Annotated in this window: 7 protein-coding genes; 2 read left to right on the top strand and 5 right to left on the bottom strand. The window is 71.2% G+C overall.

The genetic code is table 11. The annotated features are described in order from the left end of the window. Nucleotides 1–29: 29 nt before the first annotated feature. Both LR394_RS36465 and LR394_RS36460 read right to left on the bottom strand, forming a co-directional pair. Entirely contained in the window at nucleotides 30–1589 is a 1560-nt protein-coding gene (locus LR394_RS36465; protein WP_231449254.1) for an MFS transporter, read from the bottom strand. Beyond that, on the bottom strand, nucleotides 1586–2896 hold the full coding sequence (locus LR394_RS36460; protein WP_231449253.1) for an alpha-amylase family protein: 1311 nt from the start codon (nucleotides 2894–2896) through the stop codon (nucleotides 1586–1588). Before LR394_RS36460 ends, LR394_RS36465 begins: the two co-directional genes overlap by 4 nt. Nucleotides 2897–2948: 52 nt before the next feature. On the opposite strand from LR394_RS36460, the gene LR394_RS36455 reads away from it, so the two are divergent. Beyond that, nucleotides 2949–3599 carry a TetR/AcrR family transcriptional regulator gene (locus LR394_RS36455; RefSeq protein ID WP_231449252.1) on the top strand — a complete coding sequence of 217 codons (651 nt, stop codon included), beginning with the start codon at nucleotides 2949–2951 and terminating at the stop codon, nucleotides 3597–3599. A gap of 2478 nt (nucleotides 3600–6077) precedes the next feature. Here LR394_RS36455 and LR394_RS36445 read toward each other — a convergent pair. Then, nucleotides 6078–7901 carry a beta-ketoacyl [acyl carrier protein] synthase domain-containing protein gene (locus LR394_RS36445; protein WP_231449251.1) on the bottom strand — a complete coding sequence of 608 codons (1824 nt, stop codon included), beginning with the start codon at nucleotides 7899–7901 and terminating at the stop codon, nucleotides 6078–6080. After that, entirely contained in the window at nucleotides 7898–14911 is a 7014-nt protein-coding gene (locus LR394_RS36440) for a type I polyketide synthase (RefSeq protein ID WP_231449250.1), read from the bottom strand. Before LR394_RS36440 ends, LR394_RS36445 begins: the two co-directional genes overlap by 4 nt. 258 nt (nucleotides 14912–15169) lie before the next feature. Here LR394_RS36440 and LR394_RS36435 point away from each other — a divergent pair, with 258 nt between their 5' ends. Continuing rightward, complete coding sequence (locus LR394_RS36435; protein WP_331283130.1) at nucleotides 15170–15928, top strand: AfsR/SARP family transcriptional regulator; 759 nt, start codon at nucleotides 15170–15172, stop codon at nucleotides 15926–15928. Here LR394_RS36435 and LR394_RS36430 read toward each other — a convergent pair whose 3' ends face one another. Beyond that, the gene (locus tag LR394_RS36430; RefSeq protein ID WP_231449248.1) at nucleotides 15929–17662 is read right to left on the bottom strand and encodes a sensor domain-containing diguanylate cyclase; all 1734 of its coding nucleotides are present in this window, start codon (nucleotides 17660–17662) and stop codon (nucleotides 15929–15931) included. Between the last annotated feature and the right edge of the window lie 82 nt (nucleotides 17663–17744).

Below are 17744 nucleotides of genomic sequence, written 5' to 3'. Positions count from 1 at the left end.
ATCTGACACTGGTAGGTGCTGGTTCGGATTCAGCCCGTGGCCGGTTGCCTGCGGGTCATGATGATCGCCACCGCCGCCGCGGTCACCGCCAGGAAACCGGCCCCGGCCCACTGGGCCAGGTGCAGGCCGTCGACGAAGGCCTCACCGATCAGTGCGTCCAGTGCCGGGGTGGAGGGCGAGCCGAAGCCGGTGGCGCCGCCTTCGGTGGTGGTGTCGACGATCTGCTGGGCGGTGGCCGGGTCGACGTTCGCATCGGCCAGCCGATCGCTCAGCGAGTCGCTCAGCCGGGTGGTGATCAGCGTTCCCATCACGGCGATCCCGGCCACGCCGCCGACCTCACGAAAGGCGTTGCTGGTGGCCGAGGCCGCGCCGGCCCGGTCGAGTGGGGCGTTGAGCATGATCACGACGGTGATCGGGGTGAAACACAGGCCCATCCCGATGCCCATCAGCGGCAGCGTCCAGAAGTACTGCCAGTAGTGGGCGTTCGAGCCGAACAGGGACAGTCCGGCCAGGGCCAGGGCGCAGCTGCCAAGGCCGAGGGAGAGTGGCAGCGCGGCACCGTGTTTCAGGGTGAGGCGGACCGCCAGCGGGGAGACCAGGATGATGAACGCGGTGGAGGGCAGCGAGGCGATCCCGGCCCCGGTGGGCGACCAGCCGAGCACGTTCTGCATGAACAGGCCCAGGAACGTGATGATCCCGAACATGCCGAAGCTGACCGCGAATCCGGCGAACATGGCCGAGCCGACCATCCGGTGGCGGACCAGGGCCAGGTCGAAGGCAGGCTGGGTGGTGCGGGCCTGGGAGCGGACGAAGAACGCCAGGGCGGCCACGGCCAGGGCCAGGCAGGCCAGCGTGAACGAGCTGGTCCAGCCCCGGTCGGGAGCCTCGATCAGCCCGTAGACCAGCAGCGCCAGGCCGCCGGCGCCGGCCACCTGACCGGCGATGGTGCTCTCGCGCCCGGCGGCCCGGCCGGGCACCGACGGCAGCACCCGGGCTGCCACGATCACCGTGGCCAGGCCGATCGGCACGTTGATCCAGAACGCGCTGGGCCAGCCGAACGTCTCGACCAGAGGGCCGCCCAGGGCCGGGCCGACCGCCAGGCCCAGGGCCGAGACCATGCTCCAGGTGGAGAAGGCCTTGGTCTGCTCGGCCGGGTCGGTGAAGGTGACCCGCAGGATCGCCAGCGACTGCGGAACCAGCAGGGCCGCGCCGATGCCCTGCAGCACCCGGCCCGCGATCAGCACCTCGAGGCTGGGCGCGAGCGCGCAGACCGCCGAGGAAGCGGTGAACAGGCTCAGGCCGGCCAGGAAGAACTGACGTCGGCCGAAGCGGTCGCCCAGGCTGCCGCCGGGCAGCAGCAGCGCCGCGAACGCCAGGCTGTAGGCCTCGACCGTCCACTGCAGCCCGCTGAGCCCGGCGTCGAGGTCCTGGCCGATCCGGGGCAGCGCGTTCGACACCACCACGTTGTCGAGCATGGCCATGAACATGCCGGCGCACAGCACGCCCAGGATCACCGTGCGGCGCGCGGCCGGGACGGTTGCCCCTGCTGCTGGTTCCGGAGCGGGTTCGGTGACCGCCTCGCTGCTCATGCCTGCAATTCCACGATCGCCCAGCCGTTGGCCTCGACCACCGTCGGCGAGTGCTGCGGCTCGCTGGCCAGCAGACCGGTGACCGGGCGCTCGAGCGGGAAGCCGTAGTTCTGGTCGGAGGCGTTGAGCAGGACCGCCAGGCCGGGACCGGCACCGGGGGCGGACAGCTCGAACGCGAAGGCCTGGTTGGTGAGGTGCAGGGTGCGGGTGCGCGCCCGGGTGAGCCAGGAGTAGCGGCGGCGCAGGCCGATCAGGTCCTGGTGCAGGCGGTAGACCGGCCAGCCGAACGGGGCCAGTTCCTCTGGGGTGGGCGGGAACTCGGGGCGGATCTCGGCGTCGCCGTCGGCCCGCTCGTACTTCACCCCCTGGAAGGCATGCTCGTCACCGGCGTAGATGCTCGGTACCCCGGCCACGGTGAACAGCACGGCCAAGGCGTGCCCGAGGTGGCGGGGCTCGCTCAGTTGGCTGGCCAGCCGGGTGACGTCGTGGTTGCCGACGAAGGTGAGCGGCAGGAAGTGCTCACTGAAGTCGTTGTGCCGATCCAGCGTCCAGGCCAGCTCGAAGAAGTTGCCGTCGTTGAGGCTGCTCCAGATCGACTTCCACAGCTCGTACTGGGTGACCGAGTCCAGCGAACCGGCCTTGACCAGCGCCGGGTAGTCACCGTGGATCACCTCGCCGACGAACCAGGCGTCCGGGTACTGCGGGCGCACCTGCTCCAGCACGCTGTGCCAGAACGCGGACGGCACCGCGTAGGCGGCGTCGAGCCGCCACCCGTCGGCCCCGCGCTCCAGCCAGTACCGCATCACCTCGGCGGTGTACTGCTGCACGGCCGGGTTCTCGTGGTTGAGCGCGACCAGCCCGGAGTGCCCCTCGAAGTCGCGGTAGCCGAACCCGTCCGGGCGATCGGTGGCGCCCAGGTCCAGGTGGAACCAGTCGGCGTAGGCCGAGTCGCCGCCGTGCTCCAGCACGTCCACGAAGTGCGGGAAGTCTCGGCCCACGTGGTTGAACACCCCGTCGAGCAGGACCCGCACCCCGCGCTCGCGGCAGGCGGCCACCAGGGTGGCGAAATCGTCCTCGTCGCCCAGCCGCGGGTCGATCCGGAAGTGGTCCACGGTGTCGTAACCGTGCGTTCCGGAGGCGAAGACCGGGCCCAGGGCCAGGCCGTTGGCGCCCAGCTCGATCACGTAGTCGAGCCAGGTGCCGATCCGGCCCAGCCGGTGGCCGGCCGGTCCTGCTGATGCGGGGGCCCCGGTGAAGCTGATCGGGTGCAGGTGCCACCAGATGACGTGATCCGGCCAAGCAGACAACGAATCTCCTTATTGAAGAGATGTTCAACAAGCTCACGATAGCGTACCGGGCGTGAAACGACGGATGGAGCCGGACCAGCGGCGGGCGGCGATCCTGGGCACAGCGGGCGAGGAGTTCAGCCGCCGGCCGTTCTCGGCCGTGTCGGTGGCCGACCTGGCCGCGGCGGCCGGGGTGTCGGCGCCGCTGATCGTGTTCTACTTCGGCAGCAAGAAACAGCTGTACCTGGAGGTGGTCCGGCAGGCGGCCGACGCCATCGCGGCCGGTCTGCGCGACGTGCCGGGGCCGGCCTCGCTGGAGCGGCTGGAGACCTCGGTGGAGTTCTACGCCGCCTTTGCCCAGCGCAACCGGGCCGGCTTCCTCACCCTGCTGCGCGGATCGCAGGACGAGGGGCAGCCCGAGGTACGGGCGATCGTCGAGGAACTGCGCGACACCGTGCTGAGCCAGATCCTGGCCGACGTGGCGGCGGCGGGCGTCGGGATCGACCCCGAGACGCCCGACACCGCCATGGCGGTGCGCTCCTACCTGGGTTACGTGGACACTGCGGTGACGCACTGGCTCTCGCTGCCACCGCCGGAGCAGGAGCAGATCACTGCGGCCCGGATCGCTCAACTGGCGGTCGGTGCCTTCACCGGCAGCCTGGGAGTACTCAGCGCAGCCAGGCCACCAGATAGTCCCGTTCCGGCAGGTCCGGCGGATTCCTGACCTGGTCGAGGTCGATCATCAGCTCGCCGTAGGGCAGGGCGACCCGGGTGCTGTCGGTGCCGGCGGGTTGCTCCCGATAGCCCTCCACCGCCTGGCCCGTGGCCTCGCCGTAGTGGCGTACCACCGTGGCCACGGCCCGGGCGCGGGCTTCCTGCGGATCGCCGGTGACCTCCACCACGGCAATGGGTGAGACCTGGTCGCCGTGGCTCAGCCGGGCCACCGCGAACTCGCAGGCCTGAGTCACGGTCACCGAGATCGGCGGCAGTTCGCGCCCGTGCAGTCCGCTCAGCCGGACCTGCCCTCCGGATGCTTCCTCGACGCGGATCTCGGCGGGGAAGACAGGCGCCGGGTCGTTCTGGCCGGCCGACCAGAGCAGGTGCCGTACAGCATCTTTCGCAGCGATGCGTTCCAGCAGCCAGCCGCGGCGCCGCACCGGTGACAACGCCTCGAACTCGGCCCGCTCGGCCGAGCTGAGGTGGTTGCGCATCACCAGGTCCCGCGAGCCGAGGTCGCCCCAGCGCTCGAACAGTTCCACCCGCGTCGGCAGTTCTCCAGACGGTCCGGACGGTGTGGAGAGGGCGCGGAACTCCGGCCAGTTCTCCACCGCCTGGGTCTGCGGATGGTTGTCGAAACGCCGGTTCTGCCAGCCGTTCAGCTCGGCCCAGACCACACCGTCCAGGGTGAGCTGGATGTCGGCCTTCACGGTGTTCTCGTCCAGGTGGGTGATCCGGGCATGGCAGCCGACGGAAGCGCCGGTCGGGGGCGGTGGGCCGTACCAGGTGATGCCGTCCAGGCCGACCGGCAGCACCCGGGTTCGCGTGGTGAACGTGGAGATGATCCAGGAGCCGAGAATCTGCCCCGCGCAGTCCAGCAGGGCGCCCGGGGCAGCCGGGGTGGTGATTGCTCCACGCACGTGCCGTGGGCCCAATGCGGTGAGCTCACTCACTCCCTGAAACTGCTTGCCATGAAACATCAACCGCAGATCGTACATCTCGCTGGCGGTGAACAACAGCGGACGTTCCGACGCGAGGTCGACGGGCCAGACCGCCGGCGGCGGTGACGGATAGACCGGTGCCGTCGACAGGACCGCGGTGCTGTAGTCGCCAAAGGCCACCCGGACGTCCGTTGCTTGGGGTTCGAACTGTATGGGAACCTCCACTCCGGGTGCGGCGGCCAGCCAGCGGGTCAGTCGCAGGTCACGTAGTCGGGTGACCACCGAACCCGGCCGGCTGCGGCTGACCAGGTCAGACATGTGCCAGATGATGCTGGTGCCGGGGACGATCGGGCGCCGATCGCTGACGTCGGGCCAGCCGGGGCGCTGCCGGAAGAAGCAATGGTCCAGCAGGTATGGCATTTCGGTGACGTTGACGGCCAGGGTTGTCGGGAGCGCCGGCGGTATCGGGGGTACTGGTGGTGTCGGAGCTGCGGGTTGTGTAGCGGTTGCTGGTTGTGTCGCGGCCAACTGGACGATCCGGGCGGTCTGGGCGAATTCTTCGGCCAGGGCCTGCCATTCGGCCTCGAGAGTTCCACCGGATGCCCCGGCCAGAACTGGGCCAGTCGGAACCGGGCCAGTCAGAACCGCGGCAGCCGGCTCCGGGCGGGAATGGTCGAGAGTGTTTCGTAGGGCGAGTCTTTGGGCCGAAGTGAGCGAGACCAGCGGGGTGCCCAGGTCGAGCCCGATCAGGGCATCGTCAGCGGCCGAACGCCGGTTGCCCTGCTCGTAGCCCTCCACCCAGAGCGCCGCTGACACCCGGGCGAGCTGCCCGAGACCGTCCCGGTTGGCGGCCGCGGCGGTGATGGACAGGTGTTCCCGGTTGCCCAAGGTCTGGGTGACCAGGCTCGGCAACTGCCCCAGCCCCACCTGGACGAAGGCGCGGTAGCCCGCGTCGTACAGGTTTCCGATCATCTCCCGCAGCCGCACCGGGTGCAGCAGCAGGCCCAGGAACGTTCGACGGATCTGCTCTTCTCCCGGGCCGACTCGGGAAGCAGTTGTCCCGGACCATAGTTCGACCTCGGCCCGGCCCGGGGTGAGCAGCCGGGCGAACTCCTCGAAGGGTGCCAGGTACGGAGCGAACATCGGGGTGTGGAAACCGGACCGGAACGGGAGTTCCTGGGCCAGCACACCGGCCGCCCGCAGCCGGGGCAGGGTCTGGCGGACGGGTTCGGCCGGGCCGCAGACGATCGACTGAGCCGGTGCGTTGTCGTGCGAGACGACCACCCCGCTGCCTTCGGGGAAAGCACCCAGGACGGTGGACGCCGGCATCCCGACCGCGGCGAAGAGCAGGTCCGGGATCTCCAGGCTCGCGGTGTCCACCTCCTCGAACAGTTCTGCCGTGGGTTGCCGGGCCAGGGCCCCGGAGGCGACCAATGCGCTCCATTCGCCGACGCTGGAACCGGCGATCCCGTCCGGAACGATCCCGGCCCGGCGCAGGGCCCGCTCCAGCAGACCACTGGTGCGCAGCACGCTCAGGCCGTGGTTCACTGCGTCTTCGGTGTCGGCCGCCGCGGGAGGCTCCCCGAGCCAGGCCGACAGATCCTCCAGTCGAGGCTCGAAATCCGTGTCCAGGCCCGGGAAGATGAAGGCCAGACGCCCGGTGTTGCTGAGCAGGGGTGCGGTGTGAACCAGACGTCGGCCCCGTCGCGCCAAGGCTCGCCGGTCTGCACCGCCCGCCGGGCCAGCGCCAGGCGCCGGGCGTCGGGACCGGCAACCGCCAGACGCACCGGCCCGACATCCGGTTCGCTGCCCAGCCGGGCCCGCACCACGGCGTCGTCGCAGTCCAGCATGCGCGCCAGTTCGGCCTTGGTACGGGCCGCGATTCGCAGCACCCGGTCGCCGGAACCACCGAACGACGTGACCCTCCGGGACCGGGCAGGCGGTGCTGGTTCCTCGATCACGACGTGGGCGTTGATCCCGCCGAATCCGAACGCGTTGACCCCCGCCCTGCGCGGGGTTCCGTCCGCCCGGCTGGGCCATTCGCGAGCCTGGGCCAGCGGTTCGAAGCGGGAGCCGGCCAGTTCCGGGTGCGGCGTGGAGACGTTCAGGGTCGGGGGCAGGACGCCGTGGTGCACCGCCAAGGCGGCCTTGACCAGCCCGGCAACCCCGGCGGCGGGCATGGTGTGCCCGATCATCGACTTCACCGTGCCGATCGCCACCGGATCGCCCTCGGTCCCGAAGACATCGATCATGGAACGGATCTCGGCGGAATCGCCGGCCCGGGTGGCGGTGCCGTGAGCCTCGATCAGGCCGACCGAGCCGGGCGCCCGGGTGTCCAGCCCGGCGGTCTGCCAGGCCTGACGCACGGCCCGCGCCTGGCCCGCCGGGTCCGGGTTCATCAGGCTGGACGTACGCCCGTCGCTGGCCACCCCGGTGCCCCGGATCACGGCGTAGATCCGGTCGCCGGCCTCGATCGCGTCGTCCAGTCGGCGCAGGACCACCACGCCGGTGCCCTCGCCGATCAGCGTGCCGTCGGCCTCGGCGTCGAACGGCCGGATCGTCTCGCGCTGCGACAGCGCCCGCATCTGGGCGAACACGCTCCAGAAGGAGATGTCGTGGACGTGGTGGGTGCCCCCGGCCAGCACGGTGTCGCAGCGGCCGGCCAACAGCAGGCTGACAGCCTGGTCGACCGCGATCAGCGACGATGCGCAGGCGCCGTCCACGGTGTAGGCCGGGCCCCGCAGATCCAGGCGGTTGGCCAGACGTGAGGCCGCCAGATTGGACACCAGCCCGATCGCGCTCTCCGGGGCGAACGGTCCCAGGGCCTCCTGGTAGGTCTGCCGGACCAGGTCCAGGGACCGCTGGTCGAGGTCCGGCAGGATCTGGCTCAGGGTGGCGACCAACTGGCTGGAGCCCCGGACCCGTTCGCTGAAGCGGATCGCCGCCGGGGTCACGTAGCCACCCCGGCCGAGCACCACGCCCACCCGGTCCCGGTCGGGCAGTCGGTCCTCGCCTCCGGCATCAGCGATCGCGCGGGCCGCCACGTCGAGCGCGATCATCTGATCGGGCTCGATCCCGGACACCGCGACCGGCGGAATGCCGTACCGGGTGGCCGGAACCGCGGTGTCGGCGTCGAGAAACCCACCGCGGCGGGCGTAGACGCGATCGACCGGGTACTCGCCCCGGCCCTCGCGCCCGGCGTAGAACTCCGGGTCCCAGCGCTCCGGCCCGACCTCGGTGATGGCATCCCGTCCGGACACGATGTTCGCCCAGTACGACTGCAGGTCAACGGCCTTGGGGTACAGCACCGCCATCCCGACGATGGCGATGCCGGCCTGCCCTTTTGCTTCCACCGTTCTCGCGCTCACGCGTCGAGCCAGCCGGACGGCGACCAGATCACGGTCGAGAGGTTCTCGCCGGCGCCCCAGGCCAGTTCCTTGAGCAGGCACATCGGCCCCTGCTCGGGATCGATCAGAGCCAGGTTACGCCGCGCGAAGTCACGCTCCAGTTCGGGCGAGACCATGCCGGCGTGGATGCCGACCGGGGCCCATGGCCCCCAGTGCACGGTGAAGGCCCGGGACCCGGTGCGGGCGGCCCAGTCGTGGCAGATGCTCTCCAGCGCATCGTTGGCGGCCGCGTAGCCGACCTGGCCGCGGCTGCCGATGACCGTGGCCACGCTGCCGAACAGCACCGCGAAGCCGGGTGGGACGGGCAGTTCGGCGGCCGCCTCGAGCAGCGCCGAAACCCCTTCCACCTTGGTGTCGTAGACCAGCCGGAACGAGGACATCGTGGTGCGGGAGACCAGCTGGTCCACGGTCACCCCGGCGCCGTAGACGATCCCGTCCAGTCGCCCGTACTGCTGGTACACCTCCTTGACCAGTTGTCGGGCCTGGTCCACGTCCAGCACGTCGACGGTGCGGTAGTCGGCCGTCGAGCCGCTACGCTGCACCGCCTTCAGGGTCTGGGCCAGCTCGCGCTGGGCCAGGATCCGCCGCACGGTCTTCTCCATCTCCTTGAGCGGCAGGTCACCGCGGGCCACGAAGGCCGTGCGCAGTTCCTCCAGCGTGGTGGCGGAGGCGGTGAACGGCTCTTCCGGGCCCTCGGCCGGGGGAGTGCGGCCGGCCAGGACGAAGGTGCAGCGACCGGCCGCGGCCAGGGTGGCCGTGATCCGCGAGGTGATGCCGCGGGCTCCGCCGATCACCAGGATCACCGAGTCTCGGGTCAGGCCCAGGGCCTCGGCCTCGGCGCTGCCGTCGTCGCCCGGCCCGGCCCCACTGGTGGCCAGGGCGGGAAGGTCGGCCCGGCGCGGGAAGGGCGCCCGGCGTTGCCCGTCCTGTCTCAGGACCACCGGGTTCAGGTCGTGGCCGAGTAGCTCCGCGCACAGGTGCTGGGCGACGGTGCCCGGCTCGGCCAGCTCGTCGGTCTCCACGAGTTTGACGTTGGTCTCGGGGAACTCGCGGGCAGCGGTACGGATCAGCCCACGCATCCCGACCACGGCGGCGCTGCGGCCGGACAGGTCGCCGGGCGCCAGACCGGCCACCACCAGCAGGCTTCGGGCCTTGCCGGTGAGTACCGTCTGGATATCGGTGAAGGCTTCGGGCAGGACCGGGGTGGCCGGGTCGGCGGTCAGCAGGAGATACAGGACGGCGTCGAATCCGGTCGGATCGGTGTCCGGCCCGCCGATCACCGGATCGGCTTCCAGAGCGCTGAGTGCGGTGGCCAGGGCGTTGCTCAGACCGGTGTCTCCGCCGATCAGCAGCACTCGCTTACCTGCCATGGCGGCTGCACCAGGGGTAGCGAGCGCCGGTAGCTCCACGGCCTCCCAGCGGTAGCGCTCGGGCCGTTCGCCACGCGGTGCCGGCTCCGGTCGGCTGGGCGTTGCGTGCGCCGTGAGCCAGGTGGTGATGGCGGCGGCGGTGCGGGCGCGGGAGAGGTCTTCGAGTTGGGTGTCGTCGGGGACGGTGTCGGGGGTGATGCGGGTGACGAGGCGGGCGGCGATCTCCATGCGTTTGATGGAGTCGATGCTGAGGTCGGATTCGAGGTCCAGTTCGGGTTCGATCATTTCGGTGGGGTAGCCGGTGTGTTCGCTGATCACGGTCTTGACTACGGCGGCCACGTCGATCGCAGCAGGTGCCTCGGGAGCAGCCGGGGTGCTGGGGCCTGCGTGCGCGGTCAGCCAGGTGGTGATGGCGGCGGCGGTGCGGGCGCGGGAGAGGTCTTCGAGTTGGGTGTCGTCGGGGACGGTGTCGGGGGTGATGCGGGTGACGAGGCGGGCGGCGATCTCCATGCGTTTGATGGAGTCGATGCTGAGGTCGGATTCGAGGTCCAGTTCGGGTTCGATCATTTCGGCGGGGTAGCCGGTGTGTTCGCTGATCACGGTCTTGACCACAGTGGCCACATCGACGGCTACCGGGGCTGCGGCGGTAACTGGTTCTGGTGTTGCTACGGCTGGGGTGGGCAGAGCCGGGAGCGCAGGAGCCGGTGCGATCGGGGCCACCGGTGCGGGAGGAGCCACGCTGGTGGCGCCGAGGTGGGTCAGGAGGACGTCGCGCTGGGCGGCCAGCATCTCCCGGCTCGTGCGGATGAACTCGGCGATCAGCTGCTCGTTCTGGCCAGGTGCAGGCACGGGCGCAGGCGCGCCGGAATGGGTCTGGGTCAAGGTCGGCTCCGGAAGTCGTTGTGCGGGCCGCAGCCCGCCGGGCAGGAGGTCTCCGTTCGCGGTGCGCACCAGTTGCCCGTCGACAATCCAGCCGGGACGGCGCCAGGTGCTGGGCTCGGCGGGCAGGGCGGTGGCCCGGCCGCGGTACAGCGGTGCCGTGTTGACCGGCACCCCGGCCACCGCGAGCTGGGCCAGGGCCTGCAGGAACTCGGTGAGCTCGGCGTTGCGGCCGGGCCGGACGGTCACCGTGCGGTGCGGCCGGTCGGCCAGCACGGCGTCGACGAAACCGCTGAGCACCCGCCCCGGTCCGGTCTCGACGAAGATCCGCGCACCGGCCTGGTACATCGCCTCGATCTGCTCGGCGAAGCGCACCGGCGAGGCGATCTGCCGGGCCAGCTCGGCGCGGATCGCCTCGGCCCCGGCCGGGTACACGCCGGCCGTACGGTTGGCGAACACGTCGATCGTCGGCTCGCCGATCGGGGCTTCGGCCAGGGTCTGGGCGAAGAGGTCGCCGGCGCCGGCCAGGGCCGGGCTGTGGAAGGCCCCGGCCACGTTCAGCGGCCGGGCGGAGTGCCCACCTTCGCGGATCTGCGTGACCGCCCACTCGATCGCGTCGGCCGGTCCGGCGATCACGGTCTGCCGGGGGTGGTTCAGGTTGGCCACCGTGACCGTGCCCGGAACCTGTAGCTCGGCCAGCAACTCGGCCGTGCGTCTGCCGTCCAGGGCGACGGCCGCCATGCCTCCGGGCAGGTCGCCGGCCACTTGACTGATCGCCTCGGCCCGAGCCCGGCTGAGCTGCATCAAGGTGGCGGCGTCGAGCACTCCGGCGGCGTGCAGGGCCACCAGTTCGCCGTAGCTGTGCCCACCGGCCAGGTCGGGACGCACGCCCACTTTGGCCAGCAGGTCCGAGACCACCAGCCCGGCGATACCGAGGGCGGGCTGCGCCACCCGGGTGTCGGTGACCGCGGCCAGCTGGTCGGCCGCCGTGCGTTCGTCGAAGGCGGCCGCCGGGAACATGGTCTGTGGGTGTTCCCCGGCCAGGGGCAGGAAACGCTGCAGTTCAGGGAAGGCAGCCAGGAGTTGCCCGAAGGCGTGCGGCCGCTGGCTGCCCTGCCCGGGATAGAGGAAGGCCACCTTGCCGTTCTCCTGCTCCTGGGGGTCCCAGGTGTGCAAGCCGGCCACCGCGTCACTCTCGCCGGCCAGCGCGCGGGCCACGAGCGTCCGCAATTCATCGAGACCACCGGCCACGATCGCAACCCGGACCGGACCGGAGCGCAACGCCGTGCGCTGCGCAGCGGCGGCCATCACATCGCGCAACGGCCACGGCCGCCCGGCTTTCTCGTCGATGTCCAGCAGGTCGTTCAGCCAGGCCAGGTCGGCGCGGACGGTGTCGTCGTCCGGGCCACGCAGCACCAGCAGCTCGGCGGGCCAGTGCGGCCACCCGGTACGCGCCGGGGCAGTTTCGGCCCCGGCCAGAACGGTGTGGAAGTTGGTCCCGCCGAACCCGAAAGCACTTACTCCGGCGAGCCTCTGGGATCCGGCTGCGCCCCACGGTCGGGCGCGGGTAGAGAACGTGAAGGGGCTGGTGGTGGGGCTCCAGGCCGGGTTGGGGCGTTCCATGGTCCCGCTCGGTGGCAGGATCCCGGTGGACACGGCCAGTGCCGCCTTGATCAGCCCGGCGAGGCCGGCCGCGCACTTGGTGTGCCCGATCAGGGATTTCACCGATCCCAGGGTGGCCGCTGCCGGCTGGGCCCCGGCCTCGAGGAACACCTCGGTCAGCGCGTTCAGCTCGGTGCGGTCGCCGACCACGGTGCCGGTGCCGTGCGCCTCCAGCAGGCCCACCTCGGCGGGCGGAAGCCCAGCGTCGGTGTAAGCCCTTTCCAGTGCGGCTTTCTGCCCCTCCCGGCGCGGCGCGGTCAGGCCCAGCGAACGGCCATCGCTGGCCGAGCCCACACCTTTGATCACCGCGTAGATCCGGTCGCCGTCCCGTTCGGCGTCGGCCCGGCGCTTGAGCACCACGCAGGCCACCCCCTCACCCAGGCCGATGCCGTCGGCGTCGGCCGAGAACGGCCGTGAGCGCCCGGAGGGGGAGAGCGCGTGCACCGAGGAGAACAGCAGGTAGTCGCCGATGCCGTTGTGCAGGTCGGCGCCCCCGCACACCACCACGTCGCTGGAACCGGTGATCAGTTCCTTGCGGGCGATGTCCAGCGCCGCCAGGGACGAGGCACACGCGGCGTCGACGATGAAGTTGGACCCACCCAGATCCAGCCGGTTGGCGATCCGGCCGGAGATGACGTTGGCGAGCATCCCCGGAAAAGAATCCGCGGTGAGGCCGGGCAGTTGCTCGTCCAGCCCGCCGGGCACCTTGCCGTAGTAGGCCGGCAGAGTGGCCCGCAGCACGGTGGCGCTGGCCAGGTCGCTGCCCGACTCCGCGCCGAACACCACCGAGGTCCGTTCCCGCTGGTACGGGCGCTCTCCGAAGGCGTCGTCAAGAGCCTGCCGGGCTACGTCCAGGGCCAGCAGCTGTACCGGTTCGATGCTGCTCAGGGCGCTGGGCGGAATGCCGTAGCGCAGGGCGTCGAACGGGGTGCGGGGGATGAAGCCGCCCCACTTCGACGGGGTGGTGGTCTCGCTGTCACCGGTCGGGTCCCAGTACACGTCCGGGTCCCAGCGCTCGAGGGGAACCTCCCGCACCGCGTCGTGCCCCGCGAGCACGTTGGACCAGTAGGTACCCAGGTCGGGGGCGTCCGGGAAGACACAGGCCATGCCCACGATCGCCACGTCGGAGTCAGCGGTCAGTTCTGATTTGCTGAGCTCAACCAGTTCGGCCTGACGGTTGTGCAGGAACTCGGCCGCACCGACCGAGACCTCCCAGTGCAGTTGGGCGATCGTCGTGGCGCTGGAGCGCAGCACGCTGACCTGGCCCGCCATGAACAGCCCCTGGTCGACCTGCTCCGGCTCGGCGACCGGCACCAGCCCGTCCGAGGTGCGACGCAGGGCCTTGGCCGCGATCCGCAGCCGGCCCACGTTCAGGTCTTCCAGTTCGGCCCAGATCTGCTGCTCCGCAACCTGCTGCCGGCGTCGCTCACTGCGCACCCGCTCGAACTCGGCGGTGAACGGCGAGACCACGCAGCGGGTGGAGTGGCCGGGCGCGGTCTCCAGCAGGGCGGTGGACGTGGCGGCCAGCACCTGTTGCTGGAACACGTCGTGCACTGCTGCGGTGGCCACCGCCTCGGCGGTGAACAGATAGGCGCTGCCCATCAGCAGGCCGACCCGGACCCCGCGGCGGACCAGCGGGGCGGCCAGGGCGGCGATCATCGCGGCCGAGCGTTCGTCGTGAATGCCCCCGGCGAACAACACCGTGGCCTGACCGGAGCCGTCGATGCTGTCGAGGTTGCTGAGCAGGACCTGGATCTGCGCTTCCCAGAGAGGGAAGCTGTTACGAGGCCCGACGTGCCCGCCGCACTCGGCGCCCTCCAGGACGAACCGGCGGGCCCCCGAGCGCAGGAACTGTTCCAGCAGGATCGGCGAGGGGACGTGCAGGAAGGTGGCGATCCCCTCCTGCTCCAGGGCGGCGGCCTGGGCCGGGCGCCCGCCGGCGATGATCACGTGGCTGGGGCGGGCCTGCCGGATTGCCTCGAGTTGCACGGCCCGCAGGTCGTCGGGCACGAAGCCGAGGATGCCGGCGCCCCAGGGCGCGTCGGGGATCAGCTCGGCGGTCTGGGACAGGAGCTCGACCGAGCGGGGGCCGTCGGCCAGGGCCAGGGCGATGAACGGCAGAGCGCCTCCGGCCGAGACCGCGGCAGCAAAGGCAGGCTGGTCGCTGACCCGGGTCATCGGGCCCTGCGCCACCCCCACCGAGGTGCCGAGCACCTCCGGATCGAGCGGGGCGGCGTCGGGCACGGCCTCGATGCTCGCCCGTACGGCGCTGATCGTGCGGGCGACGGTGCCGTAGTCGTCGGCGAATTGTGCCGCCAGGTAGGCATCCTGGCCGATCGGGAGCAGAGCGCCACCCAGGCGTTCCAGCACGGCCGCCTGGTCGAGCGCAGCGAGCTCGGCCTCGGGGGTGCGCACCCGGGCCACCACGCGATGCCCGGCCCGCACCCGGGATTCGGTGCCGTCCATGCCCCGTAGCAGGCGTGCCACCAGCGGGTCGCGGTCGGGCAGGTCCGATTCGGCCAGCAGCGCCAACTGGGTGTCCAGGACCACGCCGGCGCCGCCACCCGCGATCACTGCGGCGGCCGTGTGTGGGCCGATCCCACCGGCGGCCCAGACCGGAACCTGCTGGTGGGCGGCCAGATCGAGCACCTGCTGCAGCAGCACGAAGGTGCTCAGTTCGCCGACTGCGCCGCCGCTTTCGTTTCCGCGCACGATCAGACCGGCTGCGCCGGCGGCGATTGCAGTGCGGGCCTGTTCGCCGTCGGTGACCTCGGCCAGGACTGTCAAGGATTTGAAAAGGTCTTCCTGTAGGGCAGTTTCGATCGGAGCAATCACCCTCTCGACCTCGGTCGGCCAGGAGCCGTCGAGGCCGAGAGCGCACGGCAGGCGGACGGTGAGCGGACCGGAGTGCCAGGTGCGGGCCTCGGCCAGGGCCCGGCGGGCGGATGGTGCGTGGCGGCCCAGATCCAGGACGCCCAGGGCGCCGGTTGCGGTGATCGCCGCCAGCAGGCGGCCGTCAGGGTGTTCGAGCGGGGTTGTTGCGATCACGGGCTGGTGCATCAGGCGGGTTCTCCCCCTGGTCGTCGTTCACCGGTCTCGGGTTGAGCGACCCTGCTCGTTTCCCAATCTGGTGCCGGGCCCTGGTGAAAACCCTGCTAAGGCCTTGCCTGTCGGGAATGGGCCTGAGCTGCGGGAACTCCCGTCTCCGGGAGCGGGGACGAGAATTCACCTACCGGTAATCGTTGTTGAACGGCCGTGCAGTAGCATCGCGAGCAGGGGGAAGGAGCACGTCGGAGAGGGGGCTCCTTGGAGTTTCGCGTGCTGGGGTCGGCGGAAGCCTGGGTGGGGCGCCGGCCAGTTGATCTCGGATCGCCGAAACAGCGCACGGTGGCGAGCATTCTGCTGCTCGAGGCGGGGCGCCCGGTGCCGATGGAGACCCTGATCGGCCGGGTCTGGGGCCAGACTCCGCCACCACAGGCGCGGGAGAGTGTCTACGCCTACGTGGCCCGGCTGCGGGGCCTGCTGGAGCCGGGGCGCGGCCGCCGTCCCCGGATCGTCAAAGATGCTGCGGGGTACCGGATCGACGTGGATCCGGACACTGTCGACCTGCACCGCTTCCAGCGGTACGTGGCGGCCTCGCACGCCGAGTCCAGCGCGGCCCGGCGGCACCGGCACCTCGGCTCAGCCCTGGCGCTGTGGCGCGGCACGGCGCTGTCCGGTCTGGAAGGAGCCTGGTGCGACCGGGTGCGGGCGTGGCTGGACGAGGAACACGTGGCGGCGCTGGCCCTTTTCGCGGAGACGAAGATCGCGCTGGGGCGGGGTGAGGAGGCGGTCCGGATGCTGCGCCGGGCGATCGCCGCCCGGCCGGCCAGCGAGACCCTGGTGGCTCAGCTGATCCGGGCCCAGACCGCCGGCGGCCATCAGGCGGACGCGCTGCGCACCTACGCCGCCGCCCGCACCCTGATCAGCCGGGAACTGGGCTCCGAGCCTGGGGCCGAACTGCGCGACCTGTACGAGAACCTGCTGCGCGGAACGGCTCGCAACCCGATGCGGGTGGTTCCGGGACGGGCCGGTTGATCACTGCTCGCGGCTGTGGGCCGGATGCTGGGTCTCGCCGGGCAGGGTGGGGGAGTGCCGCGGTGCCGGGGTCGGCGTGGGGTAGACGATCGGATCGGCGTCGCGGGGCGAGGGCACGGCGTAGAGCGGGGCCTGGACGCTGGGTTGAGCACTGGGCGCGGTGTACCGGCGCAGCCGCTTGTTGTCGTACATCGCCGCGTCGGCGGCCTTGAGCAGTTCCTCCGGGTCGGTGGCCGGGTTCTGCGTGTAGATCAGGCCGATGCTGGCGCCGACCTGGGTACCGAGGCGCTCGCCGAAGTACTCCGCCGTCTCGGTCAGGGCCCGCGACACCTGATCGGCGGTCTCCTGCACCACCTCGGGCGAGGAGCCCGGCGCCAGAACGACGAACTCGTCACCGCCCAGCCGGGCGGCGAAGGCGTCCAGCGGCAGGATGGTGACCATGGCGTCGGCCATCCGGCACAGCAGGTCGTCGCCGGCCGGATGCCCCAGGCGGTCGTTGACCGCCTTGAAGTTGTCCAGGTCGATCATCAGCACGCCCAGGCCGGCGCCCGGAGCGCGCAGCGCCATGATCTCCTCGGCCAGCCGCTCCTGCATCGCCAGCCGATTGCCCAGGCCGGTCAGCGGGTCGGTCTGGGTCTGGCGGACCAGCCACTGCTCGTGCGCCTGGCGGGCGGTGACGTCGCGCATCTGCACCAGGATGTGCTGCGGCCGGTCCTGGTCGTCGCGGGTGAGCGTGACCACCAGCTGGATGTAGATGTGACCGGTGCCCACCGGCATCCGGGTCAGATGCTCCAGTGTGTCGTTGCGGAAGACGCCCTTGGGCTCGGAGATCAGCAGGGCGATCTCGGCGATCAGGGCCTGCCGCTTCGCATCATCGGGTTGCCGGGCACCCGGCCGGCCCGACCCGTCCTCGATCTGGATCTTTCTCCCCGCCGTGGGCTCGCCCGGAGCCGGCGGGCCGTCCAGCACCTCGGCCAGCGTGAGCCCGGCCAGCTCGGTGCGCCCGGAGATGGTCCCGGCGGCGGCGTTGGCCCGCACGATCCGCCCGGCGTCCGGGCCCGAGACCGCCAGGACGATGATCCCGTCGGAGGCGTGGTGGAAGGTGGCGGCGAACAGTTCCTCGGCCGCGCGGCGGGCCAGCAGCAGGTCGTGGGCGCGGGTGGACTGCTCGGCCAGCCGGTCGGTGGCGTGCCGGGCGCGCTCCAGGGCGTCACCCATCTGGAAGATGCCGATCGCGTGGTCGGCCAGGATCCGCAGCATCTTGACCTGGCCGTCGGCGATCGTCTGGGGCCGCTCGTCCCAGGCACACAGGGTGCCCACCACGTGCCCGGACACCGTGCGCAGGGGGACCGAGGCGTAGAAGCCGATCCGGCCCATCGTGCCGTCCACCAGCGGGCTGTGCGCCAGGATCGGCACCTTGGTGGCGTCCTCCACCACCAGCTCGCTGCCGCTGCGGATCACGATGTCGCAGGGGATGTCCTCCCGCGGCCAGCTGCCCTTGGGCCCGCCCACCGCAGCGATCGAGTGCAGCCACTCCTCGTCGACGATGTTGATCGTGGCGTTCTCGCTCTGGCACAGCTCGGCGGCCAGCGCCACCACCTTCTCGATCCCGGACGAGACCGGCTGCGCCAGCAGGCCCAGCGCATGGACGGCTTCGGTGCGGGCCTGCTCCTGCCGGTCCGCCTCGGTGTAGGCCGCCGCAGGGGCGTGCTCGGGCTGCCCCAACTCATCCACGCGCTCGGTATCGGCAGCCCGGCGTCCCGCCCTGAGGGGACACGGAGGAATCCCGTGGGCGGTTTTCGGCGGGCCCTCGGTA

The sequence above is a fragment of the Kineosporia babensis genome (assembly GCF_021129305.1).
Taxonomy (GTDB): domain Bacteria; phylum Actinomycetota; class Actinomycetes; order Actinomycetales; family Kineosporiaceae; genus Kineosporia; species Kineosporia babensis.
This window is presented reverse-complemented; position numbering and strand designations above follow the sequence as displayed.

Excerpts from the sequence above, each read along its gene's own strand:
- LR394_RS36465 (WP_231449254.1), bottom strand. The coding sequence starts at position 1,589 with ATGAGCAGCGAGGCGGTCACCGAACCCGCTCCGGAACCAGCAGCAGGG.
- LR394_RS36440 (WP_231449250.1), bottom strand. The coding sequence starts at position 14,911 with ATGCACCAGCCCGTGATCGCAACAACCCCGCTCGAACACCCTGACGGC.